The sequence below is a fragment of the Amphritea atlantica genome, from assembly GCF_024347255.1.
Lineage (GTDB): Bacteria > Pseudomonadota > Gammaproteobacteria > Pseudomonadales > Balneatricaceae > Amphritea > Amphritea atlantica.
The window spans coordinates 787,875-810,691 of the sequence record NZ_AP025284.1 but is presented as its reverse complement, the minus strand read 5'-3'; the positions used below and the strand labels follow the sequence as shown (position 1 = coordinate 810,691).

Here is a 22,817-nt window from a genome sequence, read left to right as displayed (position 1 = left end):
ATCAGAACAGATAGTTCAGTTCACCATAAACCTGAGGGTCACGATTATTCGTAGCTTTCCTGCTCCCCAGAGGGGTAGCAACGGACAAGGTCGCTGTAAATGATGTCGCAGGCATCAGGCGCAAACCGACGCCCAGCCCACTCAGGTCTATCTGAGACTCTTCACCCAGCAGTGCATTATTCTTATAACCATGGGCATAATCAGCAAACAGCATTAGCTGTAAAACCTCTCCCCAGGTACGATTATTAAATGCGGGCTGGCTGGCAAACCCTGGGGCGTTACTGATCAACTCTAACCCTGTATAAAAGCCGGAGTCAGCCAGGTACTCACCGCTTGGGTAGGCCCTGACACTGTCAAACCCACCCATGCTAAACTGTTTAACCGAGAATAATGAATCCGGCGAATACTGCGCATTGAACTTAACAATAAGCGCATTATTTTCAGACAACCGCTGATAGCGGGATAGGTTTAATTCGATCAGGTTATAGTCGGCAGGAGCTGGGCCTTCAGATGTGATACGGCTGGCATTTTCATCATCATTATCCATCGCCCCCAGAATGCCGGCTAAACCGTGCTCGAATGACACCTCCCCCCGGGTAAAACCACCACCAAAAATGTTATCTGAGAAATCAAAACCATAGGAAGCAACCAGAGCGGTAAGCTTATCCGCACTGTTCTGTACCGACGCCTGAGTATTTTTTACCCGATCATGAACCAGTTCACCCTTAACATAATTGTTTCGGGTTCGACTACGGCCCAGCTGTTTTTTCAACCCGGCTTTCCACTGCTTTGATTTACCCGCAAACGCAAATGCAGCCAGGTCACGCCCTATTTCGTAGTCACTCTGATGGTAATGCAGTGAAGCGATATAGTCAGAGTCCACCGGACTAAACTCATATGTTGCCCCACTATACTTCGCATTATCCACTGAAAAGTCACCGTCAACTTCAGGCTTATTCTGTATGATAAAATTCAGCGTCAGCTTATCAGCCAACCCCAGAGGGTTATTCACGGAAAGGTCCAGACCCAGACGCTCTTCACCTGAATATTGTGAACCTTTATTATCCAGATAGAGGGCACCGGACAGCCGATCCTCACTGTTAACATTGATCAGCATTTTGGTAGAGCCTACCTGATCACCAGGCTCAAGAATCCCCGAAATATCAAGACCCGGGTAATCGAGCACAGTCAATAATGAAGACTCTATATCCGACTTATTCAGCGGCTTACCTATCTGATCAGAAAAAACGCGGCTTATCATTTCCGCGTCATAAGAGGAATCACCCGAAACCTCTATATCTGTGAGTTCCCCCATCAGCAGATGCAGCTCTACCGTATTATTCACCACATCCTGGGCGGGAACATAGGCCGTTGCCAGCACCAACCCTTTGGCGCGGTAATAGTTCGTGATTTTATCCGCCAGCTGCTGCAATCGTCCCAGTGTAAAACGGGCATTGTTCTCCACCATTGCAGCCATCAGCATCTCAACGACTACATCATCACTCACCAGCCTCTTAATATTCTTTGATGGAATAAGCTGGTATAGATTCAGCACATTGACATCAAACTGAGGCCCGGCATCCAGGTCAACAGGGCGTTCTTTGCGGGGAGGAATAGTCAGATCGAGCGCTTTTGGCGCGGGTTTCAGCTGATCATAAAGCCGGGGAGCCGCACCGCCCGTTGACAATGCATCGGTCAGATCTGCGGCGGATGCAGAAAAAACCAGCAGGCTACTGAGCCCTCCTGCCACGAGCATCTGTTTTGGAGTATTCAACCAACCGGTTTTATTCATTATTTCTACTCATCCCTGTAAACTTTAATGTTCCGTCTTCTTGTGTGGGTGATAACATCATCACAGCCAGAGCATCACCTACAAAACCTTATTAATCTGTCGCACCTGCTCTTCATACACCCGGGAGAACTCTTCACCAAAAAGACCATGAAAATTATCCTGAGCTTCTAACTGCAACTGCTGATATGCCGTTGTGTACATATCCCAGTAGCGACTCTTTTTTGACAGGGTAAAGCGCACATTTAGCTGCGACTCTAATGCTGTCGGCTCAAAGCGTTTCAACAGGGCAGTCAACGCCGCCTGCATGCCAGACATAACCGCAACCTGGTGTGCTTTTACATCTACGACCCCTTCCGAAACCGACTCCTGTGGACCAAGATAACCTTCTGAGTGGGTTAACATAATCAACATCGCTTCTTCGACACGCTGACAAAATTTTAACGGGTTATTGCGGACTGCACCGATGCGGGTTACATCCATACCAAACTCCCGTTTGATCTCATTGCGGGTTTGCAGAATCTCCATGGTTCCCTTGGTCAGAATGTTCAGCATCTCCCCTGCTGAATGCATAATCTCAACTTTATTCCTGCCAATCAGATCTTCAGGCTTTAAACCAAGCCCATCCAGAAAAGCGCGCATAGCACGACTATCGATATGTAACTCAGCAGTTTGATCCTGTTCAACTGTCGCAACACTCTCTTCCCTCCCGGTTAACAAGGCGTTCTGCGGCTGTTTTGTCAGGCTATCGGAACCGGAGTCGCAACCGGGTGATTGCAACGTTTCAGACGCTTCAGAAACGTCATTGGCTACCGCTAACAGTTCACTGACAGGAGGTGTTACTTCAGAGGAATCAGTACCATGTGGGGAAAGGTCTGAGAAATCAAAAGGATGCTGATCGACTGCATCAGCCTCATATTGATGTTTTTGCGCGCGGTAATAATCTGCGGTATTTCCCAAGGGGATATTGGGCAGGGGGGCTACCCTCGAAGCAGCACTTGATTCAACGAAATCGGTTTCAGTTTCAGCAAAAAAATCATCGATAGAAAAAGAGTCAATACTCACCTGCTGCGGGTGTTCAGGCTCATCCTCTTCAACTGTCACCAGTAACTGATTCTCACCAATTATCAGGCGATCGCCATCCTGAAATTTATGCCGCTGACCACGGGTAATAAACTGGCCTGAATTAAGCTGGGTGCCTGGAGAACTGGTATCTTCGAGATAATAGCTACCGGATATCTGGTAGCAACGGGCATGATAACGCGAGCAGTATCGATCAGGGTCTTCCAGGACGATCTCATTATCATCCGCCCTGCCAATGGTGAAGTCCTCGCCAGAAAAAATCTTCTCGACTTTTCTTGCGGGAGCAATTCCCCTGAATGCAATCAGAGTCACTTTAATCTTCACCGCAAACCATCCATAGTTAATATACCCTAATTGAAAACGTTCCCTGTTCCCGCGAGAGTGCACATTTGGCCACAATCCGGGGTGAAGGTCAACCGCTCCAGATCAGTGAACAGCGTCAAAAAAACATATTCTGCTATAAAGAAAAGGGATAAAAAAACCTCCACTGAGGAGGCTTTTTCAGAGCACCCGGCACTGCTCAGAGATTATCCAGTCCCTGCTCAACCATCGCCACAGCGCGAAAAATTGCGCGTCCTTTATTCATAGTTTCATCCCACTCTGAGCTGGGCACCGAATCCGCCACAATGCCTGCACCCGCCTGGATATGAAGCTGGCCATCTTTAATGACAGCGGTACGGATCGCGATCGCGGTATCCATATTGCCATTCCAGGACAGATAGCCCACCGCACCGCCATAAACACCCCGTTTCACCGGCTCGAGTTCGTCAATAATCTCCATCGCCCGTACTTTAGGGGCACCGCTGAGGGTTCCTGCTGGCAGTGTCGCACGCAGGACATCCATCACCGACACCTCTGGTTTCAGCTGACCGATGACATTTGAAACGATATGCATTACATGGGAATAGCGTTCAACCACCATCTGCGCCGTCAGCTCTACCTTGCCAACCTCTGCAACCCGACCCACATCGTTGCGGCCCAGATCGATCAGCATCAGGTGTTCTGCAAGCTCTTTTGGATCGGCCAGCAGATCTTTCTCCAGCGCCCGGTCCTCAGCCTCGGTTTCACCCCGGGGACGGGTTCCGGCAATGGGGCGAACCGTGACAACGTTATCTTCCACCCGCGCCAGAATCTCCGGAGATGAGCCAACAACATGATGATCCCCCAGATGTAAAACATACATGTAGGGTGAAGGATTGAGACAGCGCAACGCCCGGTACAGATCCAGAGGACTGCTGGTAAAGGGGATGGTCATTCTCTGAGAGATCACCGTCTGCATCACATCACCGGAGAGGATATATTCCTTAATACGATCGACAGAATCCTTATACTGTTGTTCCCCAAAACTGGATTTAAACTCTGACTCGCAGACCTCCCGACGCTCAGTTACCTGAGTGTCCTGATGCGGCACAGAAAAGCGCAACCGGGTCACCAGCTCATCCAAACGCAGCTGCGCCTGAGCTAACGCATCCTCTTCATCTGGATCCGCATGGCTGATCAGTATCAACTTCCCACTGAGATTATCAAAGACGACCACTTCATCTGAAACCATCAGCAAAATGTCCGGCGTACCGATGACGTCTTCCGGAGTACTATCCGCCAGTCGTTTTTCCACATAACGAACACAGTCATAACCAAAATAACCGACCAGACCACCATTAAACCGCGGCAGCCCCGGCAATTCAGCCGCCCGGTAGCGGTCCTGAAACTGCTCGACAAACTCAAGGGGATCAGCAACCTCTGCCTGTTCGACAATCTCACCGTCGGTCTCGATCTGAACACTATGTCCGGATACTTTCAGCACCGTCCGGCAAGGCAGACCAATAATTGAATATCGTCCCCACTTTTCCCCCCCTTCAACCGACTCTAACAGGTAGCTGTAAGGCTGATTTGCCAGCTTCATATAGGTGGACAAAGGGGTATCAAGGTCCGCTAAGACTTCGCGAACCACCGGGATGCGATTGAAGTTCTGAGCGGCTAGCTCAGCAAATTGTTCTGGTGTCATGGTCTGCTCTCATAACTACTCTGCGTTATCTGTTTACAGAGTTTTGAAATCTATTTCGGGTAGCCTGTATAAAGTGTTAACCAGGCCCGGACGCTATAACTGAAAAGCGGGGCTCAGTTACGCCATCGCCAGCGCTCACCAACATAGAGAGGGCATAGGGTTATTTCAATTGGGGATACCAAATCTGACACAGTGATTCCAGACAATCGTTAATTCAGAGATCCAACCTTATAGCAGCCCACACTCTGAATCAACCGGATCAATAAAGCTTCCATCGTTTTTTTAAACGGATGGTCTGTTTTCGTCGCTGCTCTCATCACTGCGGCCAACCTCTTTAACATTGCGTAGTGCAAACCTGAGTATGAGATACCCCACTACCGCAGAGGTTGCAGAACCGGCAAGAATCGCCAGACGATCAGCAGCGCCGTAGAGGTCCTCTACCCCTTCATAGGCCAGCGAGTCGATAAACAGACTCATGGTAAACCCTATTCCGGTCAATACAGATACACCATAGAGCATCAGCCAATCAGCATCCTTTGGTTTTTCAGCCATGCCCAGCTTAATCCAGCACCAGGAGAACAGAAACACACCCAACTGCTTACCAATAAACAGGCCAAGCAATATTCCCAGCGGTACGGAACTAAAGAGTTGTGAAAAGGATATTCCGGACAGATCAACCCCGGCATTTACAAACGCGAACAGAGGAATAATTGCGAATGAGACCCAGGGATGCAGGGCATGTTCCAGCTTCTTCAGAGGCGACTCGTCCTCTTCTGTATCCCGATTAGGAATCGCCAGTGCCAGCACGACACCCGCCAGTGTCGCATGAACACCGGATTTCAGCACGCTGACCCAGAGCACGACACCCACAATTATGTAAGCAGCCACCCGAACGACACCGAGGCGATTCATCAACACCAGTACACTGATCGCTGCGGCTGAGACCAATAGAGAATTAGTTGCCAGATTCTCGGTATAAAACAGCGCAATGACAATGATAGCGCCAAGATCATCCATGATCGCCAGCGCCATCAGAAAGAGCTTGAGCGATGCCGGCACTCTCGGCCCCAGCAGGGAAAGAATACCGAGAGCGAAAGCGATGTCGGTTGCGGTAGGGATTGCCCACCCCTGCATATCAATGGCACTGCCCTGCATATTCACCAGATAGAAAACCAGAGCAGGAACTGCCATACCGCCAACAGCCGCAATCCCCGGTAAGCTGACCTGAGATAAACTTGACAGCTGCCCTCCCTGAATTTCCCGTTTCAGCTCGAGCCCAACCAGCATAAAAAACATCGCCATCAGTCCATCGTTAACCCAATGGAGCAAGGACTTTTCCAGCCCCAGCGAACCAATCCGCACCTCGCCTTTAATACGCCAGAATTCATAATATTCAGCAGACCAGGGGGAGTTGGCAAGGATCATCGCCAGAACCATCGCTATAATCAGCAGGATGCCGGTCGCCGCTTCAAACTGAAAGAATTCTTTGATTAGTTTCTTCATCATCAGCACCACACAAAAAAAACCCGGCCTTGGGCGCCGGGTGAATGTTTGGATGAGAGTCCATTTGCTTAAGACTGGAGGAGAGTCTTACAACTTACTTACATAACAACCTATCAACAACTCGGTTGTCATCATCCTGTAGGGGAGAACCTGAAGGATCATGACAAATCCGATAAGTCACAGTATAGTCAGCAAAATGACAAATAAAATTCGAATTTACTAACAAAATAGTAAGATTTATTCGAACCATAATAACAAATGGCTGACATTTCTATGAATTTCAAACACCTGCGTTATTTCCTGGTAGTTGCTCAGGAAGGCAGTATCAACAAAGCCAGTGAGAAGCTCCACCTGACGCCACAAACCATCAGTGGTCAACTGAAACTGCTTGAACATGAACTGGGGGCTCGCCTCTTCAGAAAACAGGGCAGAAACCTCAAACTCACCAAAGCAGGACAACATGCACTTAACTATGCTGAAGATATCTTTTTGCTGGGCGATGAACTGAAACAGAGTATTCACAACCCCGTCAGCCTCAAACAGCAACGCTTCAATATCGGTATCGCCGATGTACTGCCGAAACTGATCACCTATCATCTGCTGGAACCCGCACTCAACCTGAATGATGCCAGCCGACTGATCTGCGAAGAGGGACCACTGCCCAGCCTGCTGGCCGATCTGGCAACCCAGAAACTCGATCTGGTGCTGGCTGACCGGCCACTGGATGCCAGTTTCCATATCCGTGGATACAATCACCTTCTGGGCGAATGCGGCCTGAGCTTTTTTGCCACCCGCAATGTCGCAGCAACGTACCGGGCCAACTTTCCAGCTTCTCTTGAAGGCGCACCGATGCTGATGCCATCGGCCGATACCGAGCGGGGAATGGGGCTGAAGCGCTGGTTCGAACGTTATAAAATACGACCGGATATTCGGGTTGAGTGCGCTGATACCGCACTGATCGAAGCGTTTGGACTGTCCGGCGCCGGCATCTTTTGCGCCCCCACCGTCATTGAACAACAGATGACCCGACAGTATGGGGTCGAGGTTATTGGGCGGATGGATGATATCCGTGAACGCTTTTACGCCATTTCACTGGAACGCCGGGTGAGTCACCCTGGTGTGCTGGCGGTTTGCAATGCCGCCAGGATGGCGCTATTTGACGAGCTAGAGCCCCCAGAGTAAACGTGCGAGTCATACATATCTGATTAGTTTAGCTGGTGAGCTGCTTAACTGAAGAGTTCTGCCAAATCATCAATAATAATATCGGGCTGGTAAGCAGAAACCGGCACACCATGATTATAGCCATAGGTCACTGCGGCAACTTTACAACCAGCCTGCTGCGCCGCTTTGATATCACTGCGGGAATCCCCCACCATCAAAGTTTGAACCGGCGCAACCCCTAACCTGTCCATAGCACAGAGCAGCGGCATGGGATGAGGCTTTTTCTCCGCCAGACTGTCGCCCCCCAGAACAATGGAAAAAAAACGACGCAGGTCATACTCGTCCAGCAAGCGCTCCGTAAAGCCTATCGGTTTATTCGTCACCAGCCCCATTGAAACCTGGTTATCCCTGAGAAAGGTTAGCAACGCTTCAACCCCCGGATAGAGTTTGCTTTGCTCCGCACAACAGAGGCCATAATGATGCAGAAAAAGTGTAAAAGCCTGGTCAAACAGATCGGACTCCTCAACCCCAGTAGCGTGGGCCAGCGCGCGCTTAACCAGCATCTGAGCACCATTACCCACCCAGTGACGCACCCGAGACTGGCCCGCCATCGGCAAATCAAGAGCAGCCAGCATACGATCAATTGCCAGCGCCAGATCGGGCACACTGTCAAGCAGAGTGCCATCCAGATCGAAGAGCACCAGTTGGGGTAACCCGGGGTTATACAGCTCGCTTAATAGCATCAGAAACTCAATCCCTGTTTACTTTCCAACTGATTAGTTCACGGAAGCCAGTTCAGCACGCATCTTATCGATAGTGGCTTTATAGTCATCGGTATTGAAAATGGCTGAACCGGCAACGAAGGTATCCGCCCCGGCTGCTGCAATCCCGGCAATATTACCAATACCCACGCCGCCATCCACTTCAAGACGGATATCATAGCCGCTCTGGTCAATCATCTTCCGTGCCTGTTTCAGCTTATCCAGCGTCGCGGGTATAAATTTCTGGCCACCAAAACCCGGGTTTACCGACATAAGGAGAATCATATCCACCTTGTCCATCACATAATCGAGATAGCTAAGAGGGGTCGCCGGGTTAAATACCAACCCCGATCGACACCCCCCATCCCGTATCATCTGCAATGAACGGTCAATATGTTCAGAACCCTCAGGATGAAAAGTAATAATACTGGCGCCGGCGTCAATAAAATCACCGATCAGGCGATCCACCGGTTTGACCATCAGATGCACATCGATCGGGGCCTGAATGCCGTGGTTACGCAACGCTTTGCAAACCATCGGACCGATGGTCAGGTTAGGGACATAATGGTTATCCATAACATCGAAATGGACATAATCAGCCCCCGCGGCAAGTACATTTTCAACTTCTTCGCCCAGGCGGGCGAAGTCTGCAGAAAGAATTGATGGAGCAATCTTATAATCAGCCATTAGCGTAACTCGGAAAGTAGTAGGAAGAGGAATCCGGCTATTGTACTTTGCACACATTGAAACTCAACCGACTTTCGCCCTTGCTAATCCTGTCATGCTCTTTAATAATCCCACCATGAAACCAAACAAAGCACTGATTTTTGCACTCTTTTTATCTTCATCGGCGACACTGCATGGGGCGCAGGGCAATGATGCCAATAAAAGCTCCAGCCAAAATAGTGCGGCCGAAAATACAGAGACAGCAGCAGCTAACAATCAGACTGACGCGACGGTCCGGATCATGCCGGATCTGTGGCAACAACAGCAGCAGGATCTTGCTCAGGCACAAAGCCCGGAAACCGAAGTAATCTGGCTGGAAGCCGGGGAACGGAAACAACTGGCTTTACTGCTGCGCGCGGCCAGCTCATCACCCGCCGGCAGTGTTCTGATCTTCCCTGACAGAGCCACCAGTGCTGACTGGCCAGCCATTGTGCATCCCCTTCGCACTCAGCTCACCGAATATGGCTGGAACACACTGAGCATCACCCTGCCCGACCTGCCAGAGGAACAGATTCCTCCACGAACCCTGCCAACATTGCAGGACATACGTAAGGTTCAAACACCCACAGATGAGACAGTCAGTAACACTACTCCCCAACCAGCGGATCCGACAGCCGTAAACAGCCAGCAAGCCAGCGATGCAACGACATCGGTTCCTGATAACGCCAGTGCTGAGAAAAGCCTGTTGGCATACCAAAAAACGGTAACAGAACTTGGCCAGCAAGCGTCCAGCCAACTGGCTGAAGTAGAAGGCGACGTTAGAATCATTCTCGGTGTAGGCGAAGGGGCTGACTGGGCGATGTACTATTTCTTGCAGGATGAAACTCAGGCCAACCGTTTTCTGGTACTGCTTGACCCGGCTCAGGTGGACGATAAAAACGCACCCAACCTGCTACAGATGATCTCAGACGCCAAAGCTCCGATACTGGACCTGTGGTTTGACCGCAACAGTGTCCAGCAACAGCAGGCTAGTCTGCGAAAACGCGCCGCACGCCGGAGTGGCAACAAGGGGTACCGACAAATCCGCCTGAATCAGCGTAGTGCCGACCCTCGCAGAGAGCCGCTGTGGCTAACGCAACAGCTCAGAGGCATTCTGAAGACCCATATTCTCGATACCCGAAAACCTGAGCCACCGAAAGCTGAAGCAATGGAACTCACCCCCGGCTCAGGCCAGCTAAACTAACCGGACGACAGCCTTCTCAGCTGTTTTTTCTCGCCTCGCGAATCCGGTCATATGCGGCCTGAATCTCCTGAGTCTTCTCTTTTGCCAGCTGCATCATATCTTCGGGCAGCCCTTTGGCCACCAGCTTATCCGGGTGGTGCTGACTGATTAAGCGACGGTAGGCTTTTTTGAGTTCCGCATCAGAGACTGACTCGGCAACCCCCAAAACCCCATAGGACTCTTTCAACAACTCCTGCTCAGAAACATAACCACCCTGGTGTGACTGATAACTATGCTGCTGATAGGAAAACTGAGATTGCATCCGCGCCATCAATGCAGCCATCTCCGCCTGGGACATCTGTAGCAACTGACAAACCTCACGAATGATGATGGTTTCCGCTTCACTGACCTGACCGTCTGCCATCGCTGCCTGCAACTGAATCTCGACAAACATCAGCTTCAGCGGGATACGAAAACGGATCAACGCACTGAGTGGTCGCATCACCTCGGCGATATCAAAATCGCTTGCTTTACCCTGGGAAAAAAGCTCCATCGCTTCACGCCGGCGCTCATCACTCAGCCCCATGCGGTTCATCACTTCACGGGCATACTGAATCTCCTCTTCACTGACCCGGCCATCGGCTTTGGCCAGTTTCCCCATAACCGTAAAGGTTGCCCGAAAAAAGGCATCCTGAGGGTTAAGCGCATTACCCAGCGCGTTTTTCAGCAGCGATGACAGTGCTACCGCAATACCCGCACCAAACACTAAACCAAACAGCCCACCACTCATCAGGCCGATCAGGCCTCCAATAATCAAAGCTGTGCGGTTATTCCTGATCACTCTGCCGAGACTGAAACCTGCGTTTTCGCTGCTAAATGCCATCTACCCAACCTTTTCTAATATCTTCACTGACCTCCTGAAGCCTTTCAGGAGTGCCTATATCCCGCCAATAACCATTATAGTTTTCACCGCTCACCCGCCCGGATCTCATAGCATCACGAAGCAATGGTGCCAGCGGGAATTTACCCTCACGACAGCCATCAAACAACCGGGGGGAAAGCACACTGAGACCACTGAAGGTTAACCTGTTGCTGCCCGTTTCAGACACCAGCCCCTGTTGCAGGGCAAAATCCCCCTCCGGATTATGTTCCGGGTTTGACACCATCACCAGGTGCCCCAGACACTCTTCAGACAGACGTTGCTCCAGCAGACGTGCAAACGGGTAGTTGGTAAACAGATCACCATTCACCAGCAGGAAAGCCTCACCATCTTCACTTAAGCGGGGCAGCGCCCGAAAAATTCCGCCGCCCGTTTCCAGAGGCTTGGTTTCAGCGGACCAGTGCACCTGTGCACCATAACGCCCGCCATCGCCAATATACGCTTCCAACTGTTCCCCCAACCAGGCGTGGTTGATCACTATATCAGTGACTCCGGCAGCCACCAGTCGCTCAATATGGTATTCAATCAATGGCTTACCCGCCACCGGCAACAATGGTTTTGGGGTTGTCAGGGTCAGTGGTCGCATCCGGGTGCCAAGTCCCGCCGCCAGTATCATCGCCCGCATCAGCCGAACCACCTATCCAGATGGGCGTTATCAAAATGTTCACTCTCATACATTGCGGGCACCACAACTTCCTGCAGCCAGGCGGCAAAAGTCAGCAGACTATCATAGCGACCGGCAACACGGATAATATAGTTAAGGGTCCGGGGGATATCGGCAAGATAGCCCGGCTTACCATCCCGCAGCCAGAGCCGGGCAAAGATCCCCGCCGCCTTGAGGTGTCGCTGCGCCCCCATCAGGTCAAACCAGCGATAGAAGGTTTCACGGTCATACTGATCCAGTAAGCCGTCCACCACCAACTGCTCACCAAACTGATCAACCCAGCCATACACGCGCATATCAGGCCACTCGATATAGCAGTCACGCAGCAGCGAGACCAGATCATAGGTAACAGGTCCGATCACAGCATCCTGAAAGTCGATCACCCCCGGTGTGTTGTCACCATCCACCAGCAGATTGCGCGAATGATAGTCGCGGTGGACACAGACCCGGGGCTGCTCCAGGGCAGCACGGATGAGACACTCGGATACCTCAGATAACAGTTGCGTCACCCCCGGCCCGACCTTGATCGCCAACAGATCAGCCACCAGCCAGTCACGAAACAGATCCATCTCCCGCTGCAATAACGGCCGATCATAAAGAGGCAGCGGATGGCCAGCAATATCCTGACACTGCTGTAACCGGGTCAGGGCAGAGAGAGCCCTGCTGTATAACTCATCGGCACTGTTATCATTCAGCTGCCCCAGATAGAGATCATCACCGAGATCAGACAGTAGCATGTAGCCCAGCTCCAGATCTGCCGCATGCACTATCGGCGCATGAATATCCAGCGGCTCCCACGCCTTTGCGATACAGACAAAGGGGTGACTGTCCTCTTTTTCCGGGGGTGCATCCATCAAAATCCAGCTCATACCATGACTTTTAAGACGAAAATAACGTCTGAAACTGGCATCACCGGACACTGGAATACACTGCCAGTCCTCAGCCAGATCTATATTCAGTTCGGTAAAAATCTGCTCTACCCACTGTTTCAGTCCGGCCAGCCTTTGTCCCATATCTATCAATCCCCTAGCGTTGTTATAGCTGAATGTTTTATCATGCCATGCTCTATAGGGTATGTTACTCGAATCAAGGTTTAGCGATAAGGGAAATAGACGCTTTTTCTGCGCTTCCTAATGGACAATCTGAATGCCGTTTTCAAGACGTTCTTCCTACACACTTACATTGGCGATCATTGCTGCAATGCCCGCAGTCCTGTTGGCCGCCGAAACCGATTCCGGCATCCGCGATGCGCTTTGGACCTGTACCATGGAGAATGGGCAGAACTGGCAGTGCGACCAGCCAGATCGGACCAATCCTCTTGCTGACCAGGACAAAGGACAACTCCAGGAGGCTCCGGCAGAGGCGCTGCCAGTAACCGACAACGCAGCAGATACAGCCACACCTGATCCCGCTTATCAACAGCAAATCAGCGGTGCATGGCTGTGCGAAGCAAATGCCTCTGGCGGCTGGTCCTGCCTGGATAATCAGCCCACGACCGGTGGTGCTGCAGAACAGAGCTCCCGAACCAGCGTAGCAGCTCCCGGCAATGCAGACAGTCTGAGCAGTGATGATCCGGCTGCTAAAACTAAGACCCAAAATGCTGATCTGAGTGATATCCGCTATGCCGAACAGGACTGGTACCCCATAACTGGTGCGTCAAAGGCGTGTTATGGGGTCTATATTGAACCGGATTCGCAGCTACCCGCAGAAGATGATGACAGCCTCACAGTGGATGCCGATAGCTCTGAAACCCAGCTTGGAGGTCTGACCCGGCTTGAGGGTAATGTAGAGTTACGCCAGCGGGGACACTTTTTGCGCAGCGATTCCGCAGAGGTCGATCAGATATCCAATCAGATCACCATGAACGGCAATATTCAGTATCGTGAACCCGGGCTGTTGCTGCGAGGCTCTAAGGCACAGACCAATGCCATCAGTGGGGAAACCGTGGTCAGCGATGCAGACTATGTGGTTCATGAGCGCTCCCTGCGCGGCGAAGCCAAACGCATTATTCGCCTGAAGGACAACCGGATAAGGATGGAGCACAGTAGTTACACCACCTGTCCGCCGAACGATGAAAGTTGGAAAATCGCGTCAAGCTCGCTGGTGCTTGATCCGAACAGAGGTTTTGGTACGGCGCGCAACGCCACCCTCAAAGTGGCTGATACCCCGGTGTTTTATTTTCCCTATATCGAGTTCCCCATTGATGATCTGCGTCATTCAGGGTTTCTGTTCCCCTCTCTGGGTTATTCCAATGAGGATGGGCTTGAGTTAGCTGCACCCTACTATTTCAATCTGGCACCCAACTACGATGATACTCTGACACCGAAAGTCTTCACTGAGCGGGGGCTGTTGCTGGAGAATGAGTTCCGTCACCTGAACCACTATGGTAAGCAAACCCTCAGCACCGGTTTATTAATTGATGATACCCAGGCGGACCGTGATCGATGGCTGGTGGGTATCGACCATACCGGAAGCCTGGGAGCCTGGAGCAGCCTGGTGGATTACACCGCCGTCAGCGACAAAAAATATTTTGATGACCTCGGCTCCAGTCTGGCAGTGGATCGTTCCACTCATCTTGATCAACGGGCAGAAACAACCTACACCCGTGAACACTGGTCGGCCACGTTACGTGCCCACAGCTATCAGACCATCAATGACAGTAAATCTCCTTACCAGCGTATGCCTCAGCTACAGGTTAGCGGCAACTACGGTTATCAACTGGGACAGGAAGTAGTATTCAGTTATCTGACAGATATGACCCGTTTTGAGCGGAAGATCGATGATCTGAGCGGCATAGACCGGGTGACTGGCAGCCGGTTGCATATTCAGCCCGCGATCAGTCTGCCAATGCTCTGGTCCTGGGGTTACCTGACACCTAAGATGAGCTACTGGTTAAGCCATTACGATCTGCAGGATCAGGTCGCCGGACAGGACGATAGCATTGACCGGGCCACTGGTGTATTCAGTATTGATTCCGGGCTGGTATTCGAACGTCAGTTGGACAACTACACACAGACTGTTGAACCCCGCCTGTTCACCCTCTATAGCCAGCGGCAAGACCAGCAGGGGATCCCGGATTTTGATACCGCCGAAACAGATTTCAGCTACCAGGGCCTGTTCCGGGAAAACCGCTTTACCGGCTTCGATAAAGTCAGTGATAATCAGCAGATCTCTGTCGGTCTCAGCTCTGGCTTTTTCACCAGCGATGGCAGCGAAATAGCCCGCGTCGGACTGGCCCAGGCATACTATTTTGCTGACCGCACCGTGCAACTTAATGGCGATACCAGTGTCGATACAGAAGATCAGTCCAACTACGCGGCAGAAGCCTATTGGAACCCTTACTCTGAACTGCGACTATCGGTCGATACCGAACTGGATCGAAGTGGCTTTAATCCATTAGAGAGCAACTTCAAAGTGCGCTACACTCCGTCCCTCAATAAAGTTATCGGATTCAGTTATCGCTACCGGGAAAACGTTCGCAGCCAGGCGGAGCTTTCATTTATCTGGCCACTGGCACCGGAGTGGACCCTGATGGGGCGCTGGCAGGAGGATATGGAACACTCCCAGACTCCTGAAGCACTGCTAGGCCTTGAGTACGCCAGTTGCTGCTGGAAAGTTCGGGTTGCTGCCCGTAAGTGGATAGAGGATGATAGCGGTGGAAGGGAAGACAGTGCGCTGTTTCTGCAATTTATCCTGAAAGGCCTCGGCACCGTTGGCGGTGGCACCTCTGTGCTGCAAGATATTATTGGCTTTAAAGAACGTGAAGAGAATGATGACTACTAATCTCATAGAAAAACTAAAGCCAGGTATGGCTGCCCTTCTGTTGGGCCTCAGCATCTCGGCCAGCGCCGCAGATACCCCACTGGACCGCATCGTTGCAATCGTAAATGATGATGTTGTACTGCAAAGCGAACTGAACGACCGTGAAGCGATGATAAAGTCCCGCCTCAGCGCTCAGGGGCGTGCACTGCCGGATGAACAAACCCTGCAAAGCCAGGTCCTTGATCGACTGATTCTGGATAATATCCAGCTACAGATCGGTGCAGAGCGAGGTATCCGCATCAGTGACAGCGAGCTCAATGCCTCGATGGAAAGGATCGCCGCCAGCTCTAATCTCACTCTGGAACAGTTTCGCGAAGCGCTGATCGCGGAAGGTCAGGATTATGCTCAGGCGCGCCAGCAGATTCGCAACGAGATGCTTATCCAGCGCATTCAGCAGCGCATTGTTAACAGTCGCATCAATGTCTCCCAGCAGGAGATTGATAACTACCTCAACTCTCAGCAGGGTGAACAGCTGAGTGCCACGACCTACAATCTTTCGCAGATACTCATTGCCGTGCCGCTACAGGCGACTGCGCAGATGATTCAGGCCGCTCAGCAACAGGCAAATGAGATCTCCACAGCACTGAAAGACGGCGCCAATTTTTCAGAAACAGCGGTTGCTCAATCCAAAGGGCCCAACGCCCTGAAAGGGGGGCAAATTGGCTGGCGTAAACTCAATGAGATGCCGGAAGAGTTTGCTGCGGTGGTAAAAAAACTTAGTCCTGGCGAATTCAGTGCCCCACTGCGCAGCCCCAGCGGTTTTCATATCCTGAAAGTTAATGATAAAAAGGGCGGCTCAGTACAACTGGTTGATCAGGTTAAGGTAAAACATATCCTGCTGACACCGAATGAGATCCGCTCTCCGGCACAGACCCGCCGGGAAATAGAGTCGATCTACCGGAAACTGCAACAAGGTGAACCGTTCGAAGAGTTGGCGAAACAGTATAGCGACGATCCGGGAAGCGGCTCACTGGGCGGAGACCTGGGCTGGACACAGGCAGGGCAGATGGTGCCTGAGTTTGAAGAGGTGATGTTTGACACCGCACAGGGCAAGATAAGCGCGCCGTTTGAATCCCGTTTTGGCTGGCATATTCTCAAAGTTGAAGATCGACGCCAGCAGGATATGGGCGAAGAGATGAAGACCAATCAGGCCAGGGCAACCATCCGTCAGCGTAAGTTTAACGAAGAGCTGCAAAACTGGCTGCGGGAAATCCGCTCTCAGGCCTATATCGAGATTAAATAATTCAGATGTCCATCTACAGACTGGCCCTGACCCCGGGCGAACCGGCCGGGATCGGGCCGGACCTATGTATTCAGATCGCCCAGCAGGGGCACGACCACCAACTGGTGGTGATTGCCGACCCGCTGCTGATGCAGGCCCGGGCCCGCTTACTAAATCTGCCAATCACGCTGATCCCCTATAATGCGGAGGAGCCGATTAGCCCTACCGTACCCGGCACCTTATGGATTGAACCGGTCTGCCTGGTTAAGACCGTAACACCAGGACAGCTGAACCCGGCCAATGCCCGCTACATTCTCGACACCCTGACCCGCGCAACCCAGGGCTGTCAGAGTGGCGAGTTCGCTGCGTTGGTAACGGCTCCGGTCCATAAAGGGGTGATCAACGATGCTGGCATCCCGTTTAGCGGCCATACCGAGTTTCTCGAACAACTGACCCACAGCAGCAAGGTCGTGATGATGCTGGCAACCGAGGGTTTACGGGTTGCACTGGCCACCACCCACCTGCCACTGGCTGCCGTTCCTGCAGCGATTACCCAACCGTTGTTAGAGGAGGTTCTGACCGTATTGCATCAGGAACTGCAGCACAGCTTTGGTGTGCACAACCCAAGAATCCTGATTGCCGGACTGAACCCCCACGCCGGAGAAAGTGGCCACATGGGACGGGAAGAGATTGATGTGATTCAACCGGTGATCGACCGGCTCCGGACTCAGGGTTACAATCTGAGTGATCCACTACCAGCAGATACACTGTTTACCGATAAACTGCTGGATACCGCAGACGCCGTGCTGGCAATGTATCATGACCAGGGACTGCCGGTCCTGAAATATAAAGGTTTTGGCCGGGCGGTTAATATTACGCTGGGGATGCCGATTATCCGCACCTCAGTGGATCACGGCACCGCCCTCGATCTGGCCGGAAGCGGCAGCGCCGATTGTGGCAGCCTGCTAACCGCTATTAATTACGCTGCCGATATGTCAGCCAACCGTCACACCATCGGAACACTGAATGAGCAATAAACCCGCAGGCCATAAAGCACGCAAACGTTTTGGGCAGAATTTTCTTCAGGATCAGGGCGTTATCCGCCGGATCATCAGAGCCATCGCCCCGGGTGAAACACAGCATCTGGTCGAAATAGGCCCGGGTCTCGGAGCCATTACTGAAGAGTTACTGGATCTGTGCCAGCGCCTGGATGTGGTTGAGCTGGATCGCGATCTGGTGCCTATTCTGCGGACAAAGTTCTTCCGTTATGCGGAAAAATTCGCCATTCATGAGGGCGATGCCTTGAAGTTTGACTTTGCTACCCTGCAACAACAGGGTGAACAGTTGCGTGTCGTCGGCAATCTGCCTTATAACATCTCTACACCACTGATCTTTCACCTGCTCAGCTATGCGGATCAGATTGATGATATGCATTTTATGCTACAGAAAGAGGTGGTCGACCGACTGGCAGCACAACCGGGTGACAGTGCCTATGGTCGCCTGGGCATCATGGCGCAGTATTACTGCCAGGTAGAACCACTGTTTCTTGTGCCCCCCCATGCTTTTGATCCTGCACCCAAGGTTGATTCAGCTATTGTCCGCCTGATACCTTATAAAGAACTACCCCATACGGCAAAAGACATCAGCAAACTGGAGACTGTCGTCCGCACCGCGTTTGGCCAGCGCAGGAAGACCCTGCGAAATAACCTTAAGCCACTGCTTGATGCCGACGAGATCGAATCGCTGGGAATTGACCCGGGCCTGCGTCCGGAACGTCTCGCCCTGACTGACTTCATCCGGATAAGTGATTATCTGAGCAGTAAATAACAACTTATAACGAAACAATATGATCCTCTCAGAGATATCTAACAACATCGCTATTCAAGTGGAAACAGCCTATCTGCCGGAGCAGTCTGACCCGGACAAAAAGCGCTATGTTTTTTCCTATCATATAACTATTACCAATCATGACTCTCAGCCGGTTCAGCTACTACGCCGCCGCTGGCTGATTGTCGATGGTGACGAGCAGGTTCAGGAGGTTGAGGGCGAAGGCGTTATTGGCGAGCAACCGGTGATAGAACCTCAGCAAAGCTACAGTTACACAAGCGGTACTGTACTGGCAACGCGGGTGGGCAGTATGCAGGGCCACTATCAGATGAAAACCAACGACGGCCAGACGTTCAATGCAGATATTGAACCTTTTACCCTGGCGCTCCCCAACGCCCTGCACTGAGGATAGCGCTGTGGCTACCTATGCAATCGGAGATATTCAAGGCTGCTATGATGAACTGCAGGCACTCCTTGAAGCCGTCGGTTTTGGCGAAACCGACCGACTCTGGCTGGCGGGTGATCTGGTAAACCGGGGGCCAAAATCCCTGCAAACCCTGCGTTTCCTCTATAGCATCCGGGACCGGGTGACGGTAACACTGGGCAACCACGATCTGCATTTGCTGGCGGTTTATCACAAGGCGATCAGACCCAAACGATCTGACACCTTTCATGATATCCTCAACGCCCCCGATGCCAAACAGCTGATGAAGTGGCTACGCCACCAGCCTCTGTTAATTACCAATGCTCAGCTTGGGTATACCATGGTTCATGCTGGCATCCCCCCTCAGTGGTCTCTGGATAAAGCCAGCAAACGGGCCAGAGAGGTTGAAACCATTCTGCAAAGCACTCTGGCCGAGGAATTTTTCAGGCATATGTATGGCAACCAGCCAGCTTGCTGGTCAGGAAAACTAAAAGGCTGGGATCGCCTCAGAACCATAACCAACTACTTTACCCGCATGCGCTTTTGCGACAGCTTGGGCAGAATGGAATTTTCCGCTAAAGGCACCTTATCCAGCCAGCCAACCGGCTTTCGCCCCTGGTTCAGCCACGAGGGAAAAGCCCTGCAAGACACAAAACTGATCTTCGGCCACTGGGCAGCCCTGGAGGGGAAGGCGGACATAGAAAATGTCTATGCTCTCGATACCGGCTGCGTTTGGGGAGGTAAGCTCACCGCTCTGCGACTTGAGGATCAGACACTCTTTTCTGTAAATAGCAACATGAGGTATGGCAACTGATGGACAACTTTGAATGTATCGACATCGCCAGAGCTGAACAACTGATCGCTGAAGGCGCGGTAGTAGCCGATATCCGTGACCCACAAAGCTATCAGCAAAACCATATCAAGGATGCTGTTCACCTGAGCAATGACACACTGCATGATTTTATCCAGTCTGCGGATATGGATACCCCGCTGATTGTTTGTTGTTATCACGGCTTCAGCAGCCAGTCAGCCGCCGGCTTTCTGATCCAGCAAGGCTTTGATCAGGTTTATAGTCTGGATGGTGGTTTTGAACTTTGGCAGGCAAGCCGTCCTGAGCAGTGTTCTAACAGCTGAATATGCAAACCTATCTGGTAGGCGGTGCAGTCAGGGATAAACTGTTGGACTACCCGGTCTACGACAGGGATTGGGTGGTGGTTGGCGCAACACCCGAGCAGATGCTAAAACAAGGCTTTCGCCCGGTCGGTAAAGACTTTCCGGTGTTTATCCATCCCGACAGCGGTGAAGAGTACGCCCTGGCGCGCACCGAGCGGAAATCTGGCAAAGGCTACACCGGCTTTCTCTACCATGCCAGCCCCGATGTTACTCTCGAAGAAGACCTGATTCGCCGGGATCTGACCATCAACGCCATGGCAATGACTGATGATGGCACGATTATAGACCCCTATCATGGCCAGCAGGATCTGCAGTTAAAACTACTTCGGCATGTTTCTCCCGCCTTTTCTGAAGACCCGCTCAGGGTACTCAGGGTTGCCCGTTTTCTGGCCCGCTATGCCTCACTCGGTTTCCGTATCGCCCCCGAAACCCTGACGCTGATGCAACAACTGTCGCACAGCGATGAGCTCGGGCATCTGAGCACAGAAAGGGTCTGGCAGGAATTTCAGCGGGCACTGGGTGAAGCATCTCCACAACAGTTCCTGATCACCCTGATGCAGACCGACGCACTGGTAAAACTGTTTCCTGAGCTAATACCCGCAATGAGTGACCCGCAAACCCTGGTGGCGATAAGCCAGCCGATCGATTCCCGGGTACGGTTTGCCATACTATTGCGCGGAGCACTGCTGAACACACCACTGGAACAACGTGGCCAAACCATAAAAACATTCTGTGACCAGCACCGCGCGCCTAACGCCTACCGGGATCTGGCATTACAGTTTTGTCTTCAGTCCGATCAACTCTGCCATTACTCCCAGCTTGATGCCGGGGAGAGGCTGGCGCTGATCCGAAACCTGGATCTGCTGCGACGCGATGAACATCTGAGCCTGTTACTACAGGGGTGTGCTGTGATCTGTAACAACACTGATGCCGTAGAGCAGCAACTGCCCCTGCTGCTTGAAGCGCTGCGACAGATCGATCCGAAAGCACTGATGAGTCAGGGATTCAAAGGCAAAGCCCTCGGTGAGGCGATCTACCGCGCCCAACTGGCTGTCTGTCAGCAACAGATTGATGGAGTATTATCGTGCAACAACCCGTCGCATTGATTACCGGAGCGGCCCGACGTATCGGTGCCGCAATCACCCAACAGCTGTGGCTACAGGGCTATCGGGTGATCATCCATTGCAACAACTCGACTGAGGCTGCAACAAAAACAGCAGAAGAGCTAAACCAACAGCGCCCAGACAGCGCCAGAGTACTGCAGGCCGATCTGAACAGCAGCCCGCAGGTTGCCGGTCTGGCCCATAACGCGCTGAGCTGCTGGGGACAGATCGACCTGCTGGTCAACAACGCTTCATCCTTCTACCCGACTCCGCTTGAACAGAGCAGCGATCAACAGTGGGATGATCTGATTAACAGCAACCTCAAAGCTGCTTACTTTCTTTCAGCCAAACTGGCTGACTCGCTGAAGCAACAGCAGGGCTGCATTATCAACCTGGTGGATATCCACGCCCAGAGAGCGCTGCCCGGCTATCCAATCTACTCGATAGCAAAAGCGGGTCTGCAGATGATGACCCTCAGCCTGGCCAAAGAACTGGCGCCAGCCGTCCGGGTAAATGGGGTCGCTCCGGGGCCAATCCTCTGGCCAGAGGAGGATGCGGCGATCAGCCCTGAGGCGCAACAGGCTATCCTGGAGAAAACCCTGCTGAAGCGAACCGGAACTGCCGACGATATCGCCGAAACCGTGCTGTTTCTGGCCGGTCAGAACTTTATTACCGGTCAGATTATCGCGGTGGATGGTGGAAAATCGCTCTACAGCCACTAGTCCGGCTTTTTGCCAGCCAGCCTCTTTGTCAACCGTGAATCAGCCGGGCCAGCGCTGAAGGCTGAATCAGAGAAATACATCCCCGCCCCGTGGTAATCAAACCCTCAGACACCATCTCACCAAGCAGACGGGCGATAACCTCGCGGGAGCTGCCTAACCGACTAGCAATCTCCTGCTGTGTCATCAGGACCCGATTATCGTCACTCGCCTGATGCAATAACAGATTTGAAAGCCGCTGTGACAAATTCCAGCCCTGCAGATGCTCGACCTCCGTCATCAGTTTGAAAACGGCCGAGGAGAGGGCATCGATCGTGAGATTTTGAATCGCGGACTCTGTTTGAAATAACTGTTTGTAGAGTGCCCCGCTGATGACGCAGATCTCTGTTTCCTCTTCAGCCACCACCCAGGCCGGATAGAGTAGCTGATTAAAAAGACAGTTGATTGCAAACACACAGGTTTCCCCGGGACGGATCAGATAGAAAGTCGACTCGTGCCCATTGGGTGTGTAAGAAAAAACTCTCAGGCAGCCTTTTACGACGACATAAGCGCCGGATACTTTGTCGCCTTTATGCACCGGTATCCGGTTTTTCGCCACCTGAATGGTCTGCACAGACCGTAGTAACTGCTGTGCCTCGCGGGAAAGATCCAGAAAGGCGCTCAAAGGCGTCATCCTCTGCTCTGATACATCACCACTTTTTTGCTTAGCCATCAGTGCTATTCCATTGCTAAA

Annotated in this window: 21 protein-coding genes; 11 read left to right on the top strand and 10 right to left on the bottom strand. The window is 52.0% G+C overall.

What is annotated here, in order from left to right:
- Position 1 precedes the first annotated feature (1 nt).
- The 4 genes from OCU43_RS03745 to nhaA form a co-directional block, all read right to left on the bottom strand.
- On the bottom strand, positions 2–1,792 hold the full coding sequence (locus tag OCU43_RS03745) for a ShlB/FhaC/HecB family hemolysin secretion/activation protein (protein ID WP_091362182.1): 1,791 nt from the start codon (positions 1,790–1,792) through the stop codon (positions 2–4).
- Positions 1,793–1,870: 78 nt separating this feature from the next.
- On the bottom strand, positions 1,871–3,196 hold the full coding sequence (gene tagH, locus OCU43_RS03740) for a type VI secretion system-associated FHA domain protein TagH (RefSeq protein WP_175483629.1): 1,326 nt from the start codon (positions 3,194–3,196) through the stop codon (positions 1,871–1,873).
- Positions 3,197–3,392: 196 nt separating this feature from the next.
- Complete coding sequence (gene trpE / locus OCU43_RS03735) at positions 3,393–4,877, bottom strand: anthranilate synthase component I (protein ID WP_091362180.1); 1,485 nt, start codon at positions 4,875–4,877, stop codon at positions 3,393–3,395.
- 282 nt (positions 4,878–5,159) lie between these two features.
- Entirely contained in the window at positions 5,160–6,380 is a 1,221-nt protein-coding gene (nhaA, locus tag OCU43_RS03730; protein ID WP_217647484.1) for a Na+/H+ antiporter NhaA, read from the bottom strand.
- Between the two features lie 273 nt (positions 6,381–6,653).
- On the opposite strand from nhaA, the gene nhaR reads away from it, so the two are divergent.
- Positions 6,654–7,562: a transcriptional activator NhaR gene (nhaR, locus tag OCU43_RS03725; protein WP_091362179.1), complete on the top strand. Its 909-nt coding sequence runs from the start codon at positions 6,654–6,656 to the stop codon at positions 7,560–7,562.
- A 44-nt stretch (positions 7,563–7,606) separates the two neighbouring features.
- On the opposite strand, the gene OCU43_RS03720 is transcribed toward nhaR, so the two are convergent.
- Positions 7,607–8,284 carry a phosphoglycolate phosphatase gene (locus OCU43_RS03720; RefSeq protein WP_091362178.1) on the bottom strand — a complete coding sequence of 226 codons (678 nt, stop codon included), beginning with the start codon at positions 8,282–8,284 and terminating at the stop codon, positions 7,607–7,609.
- A gap of 33 nt (positions 8,285–8,317) precedes the next feature.
- Entirely contained in the window at positions 8,318–8,989 is a 672-nt protein-coding gene (gene rpe / locus OCU43_RS03715) for a ribulose-phosphate 3-epimerase (protein WP_091362177.1), read from the bottom strand.
- Between the two features lie 115 nt (positions 8,990–9,104).
- Here rpe and OCU43_RS03710 point away from each other — a divergent pair, with 115 nt between their 5' ends.
- On the top strand, positions 9,105–10,211 hold the full coding sequence (locus OCU43_RS03710) for a DUF3530 family protein (RefSeq protein WP_175483628.1): 1,107 nt from the start codon (positions 9,105–9,107) through the stop codon (positions 10,209–10,211).
- Positions 10,212–10,227: 16 nt separating this feature from the next.
- Here OCU43_RS03710 and djlA read toward each other — a convergent pair whose 3' ends face one another.
- The 3 genes from djlA to OCU43_RS03695 are packed head-to-tail and all read right to left on the bottom strand — an operon-like array spanning position 10,228 to position 12,807.
- Entirely contained in the window at positions 10,228–11,073 is an 846-nt protein-coding gene (djlA, locus tag OCU43_RS03705; RefSeq protein WP_091362175.1) for a co-chaperone DjlA, read from the bottom strand.
- Complete coding sequence (gene murU, locus OCU43_RS03700) at positions 11,063–11,755, bottom strand: N-acetylmuramate alpha-1-phosphate uridylyltransferase MurU (protein WP_091362174.1); 693 nt, start codon at positions 11,753–11,755, stop codon at positions 11,063–11,065. Before murU ends, djlA begins: the two co-directional genes overlap by 11 nt.
- Positions 11,755–12,807 (bottom strand): aminoglycoside phosphotransferase family protein, encoded by a 1,053-nt coding sequence (locus OCU43_RS03695; protein WP_091362173.1) that lies wholly within the window; start codon positions 12,805–12,807, stop codon positions 11,755–11,757. The genes murU and OCU43_RS03695 overlap by 1 nt, the downstream gene beginning before the upstream one ends.
- Before the next feature lie 133 nt (positions 12,808–12,940).
- Between OCU43_RS03695 and OCU43_RS03690 the strand changes: the two genes are divergently transcribed.
- From OCU43_RS03690 to OCU43_RS03650, 9 genes are read left to right on the top strand one after another with little or no spacing between them, the layout of a single operon-like run.
- Positions 12,941–15,577, top strand: a complete 2,637-nt coding sequence (locus OCU43_RS03690; protein WP_091362172.1) for an LPS assembly protein LptD — start codon at positions 12,941–12,943, stop codon at positions 15,575–15,577.
- Positions 15,567–16,859, top strand: a complete 1,293-nt coding sequence (locus OCU43_RS03685) for a peptidylprolyl isomerase (RefSeq protein WP_091362171.1) — start codon at positions 15,567–15,569, stop codon at positions 16,857–16,859. The genes OCU43_RS03690 and OCU43_RS03685 overlap by 11 nt, the downstream gene beginning before the upstream one ends.
- 5 nt (positions 16,860–16,864) lie before the next feature.
- On the top strand, positions 16,865–17,875 hold the full coding sequence (gene pdxA, locus OCU43_RS03680; RefSeq protein WP_091362170.1) for a 4-hydroxythreonine-4-phosphate dehydrogenase PdxA: 1,011 nt from the start codon (positions 16,865–16,867) through the stop codon (positions 17,873–17,875).
- Complete coding sequence (gene rsmA / locus OCU43_RS03675) at positions 17,865–18,665, top strand: 16S rRNA (adenine(1518)-N(6)/adenine(1519)-N(6))-dimethyltransferase RsmA (RefSeq protein WP_091362169.1); 801 nt, start codon at positions 17,865–17,867, stop codon at positions 18,663–18,665. Before pdxA ends, rsmA begins: the two co-directional genes overlap by 11 nt.
- A gap of 19 nt (positions 18,666–18,684) precedes the next feature.
- Entirely contained in the window at positions 18,685–19,071 is a 387-nt protein-coding gene (gene apaG, locus OCU43_RS03670) for a Co2+/Mg2+ efflux facilitator ApaG/CorD (RefSeq protein ID WP_091362168.1), read from the top strand.
- 10 nt (positions 19,072–19,081) lie between these two features.
- Positions 19,082–19,903 carry a symmetrical bis(5'-nucleosyl)-tetraphosphatase gene (locus tag OCU43_RS03665; RefSeq protein ID WP_091362167.1) on the top strand — a complete coding sequence of 274 codons (822 nt, stop codon included), beginning with the start codon at positions 19,082–19,084 and terminating at the stop codon, positions 19,901–19,903.
- Positions 19,903–20,223 carry a thiosulfate sulfurtransferase GlpE gene (gene glpE, locus OCU43_RS03660; protein WP_091362166.1) on the top strand — a complete coding sequence of 107 codons (321 nt, stop codon included), beginning with the start codon at positions 19,903–19,905 and terminating at the stop codon, positions 20,221–20,223. The genes OCU43_RS03665 and glpE overlap by 1 nt, the downstream gene beginning before the upstream one ends.
- 2 nt (positions 20,224–20,225) lie before the next feature.
- A complete protein-coding gene (locus tag OCU43_RS03655) occupies positions 20,226–21,368 on the top strand; it encodes a tRNA nucleotidyltransferase/poly(A) polymerase-related protein (RefSeq protein WP_091362165.1) in 1,143 nt (380 codons plus the stop codon).
- Positions 21,347–22,087, top strand: coding sequence for a pteridine reductase (locus OCU43_RS03650; RefSeq protein WP_091362164.1), 741 nt, complete (start codon positions 21,347–21,349; stop codon positions 22,085–22,087). Before OCU43_RS03655 ends, OCU43_RS03650 begins: the two co-directional genes overlap by 22 nt.
- Before the next feature lie 28 nt (positions 22,088–22,115).
- Here OCU43_RS03650 and OCU43_RS03645 read toward each other — a convergent pair whose 3' ends face one another.
- On the bottom strand, positions 22,116–22,796 hold the full coding sequence (locus OCU43_RS03645) for a Crp/Fnr family transcriptional regulator (protein WP_091362163.1): 681 nt from the start codon (positions 22,794–22,796) through the stop codon (positions 22,116–22,118).
- Positions 22,797–22,817: the final 21 nt, after the last annotated feature.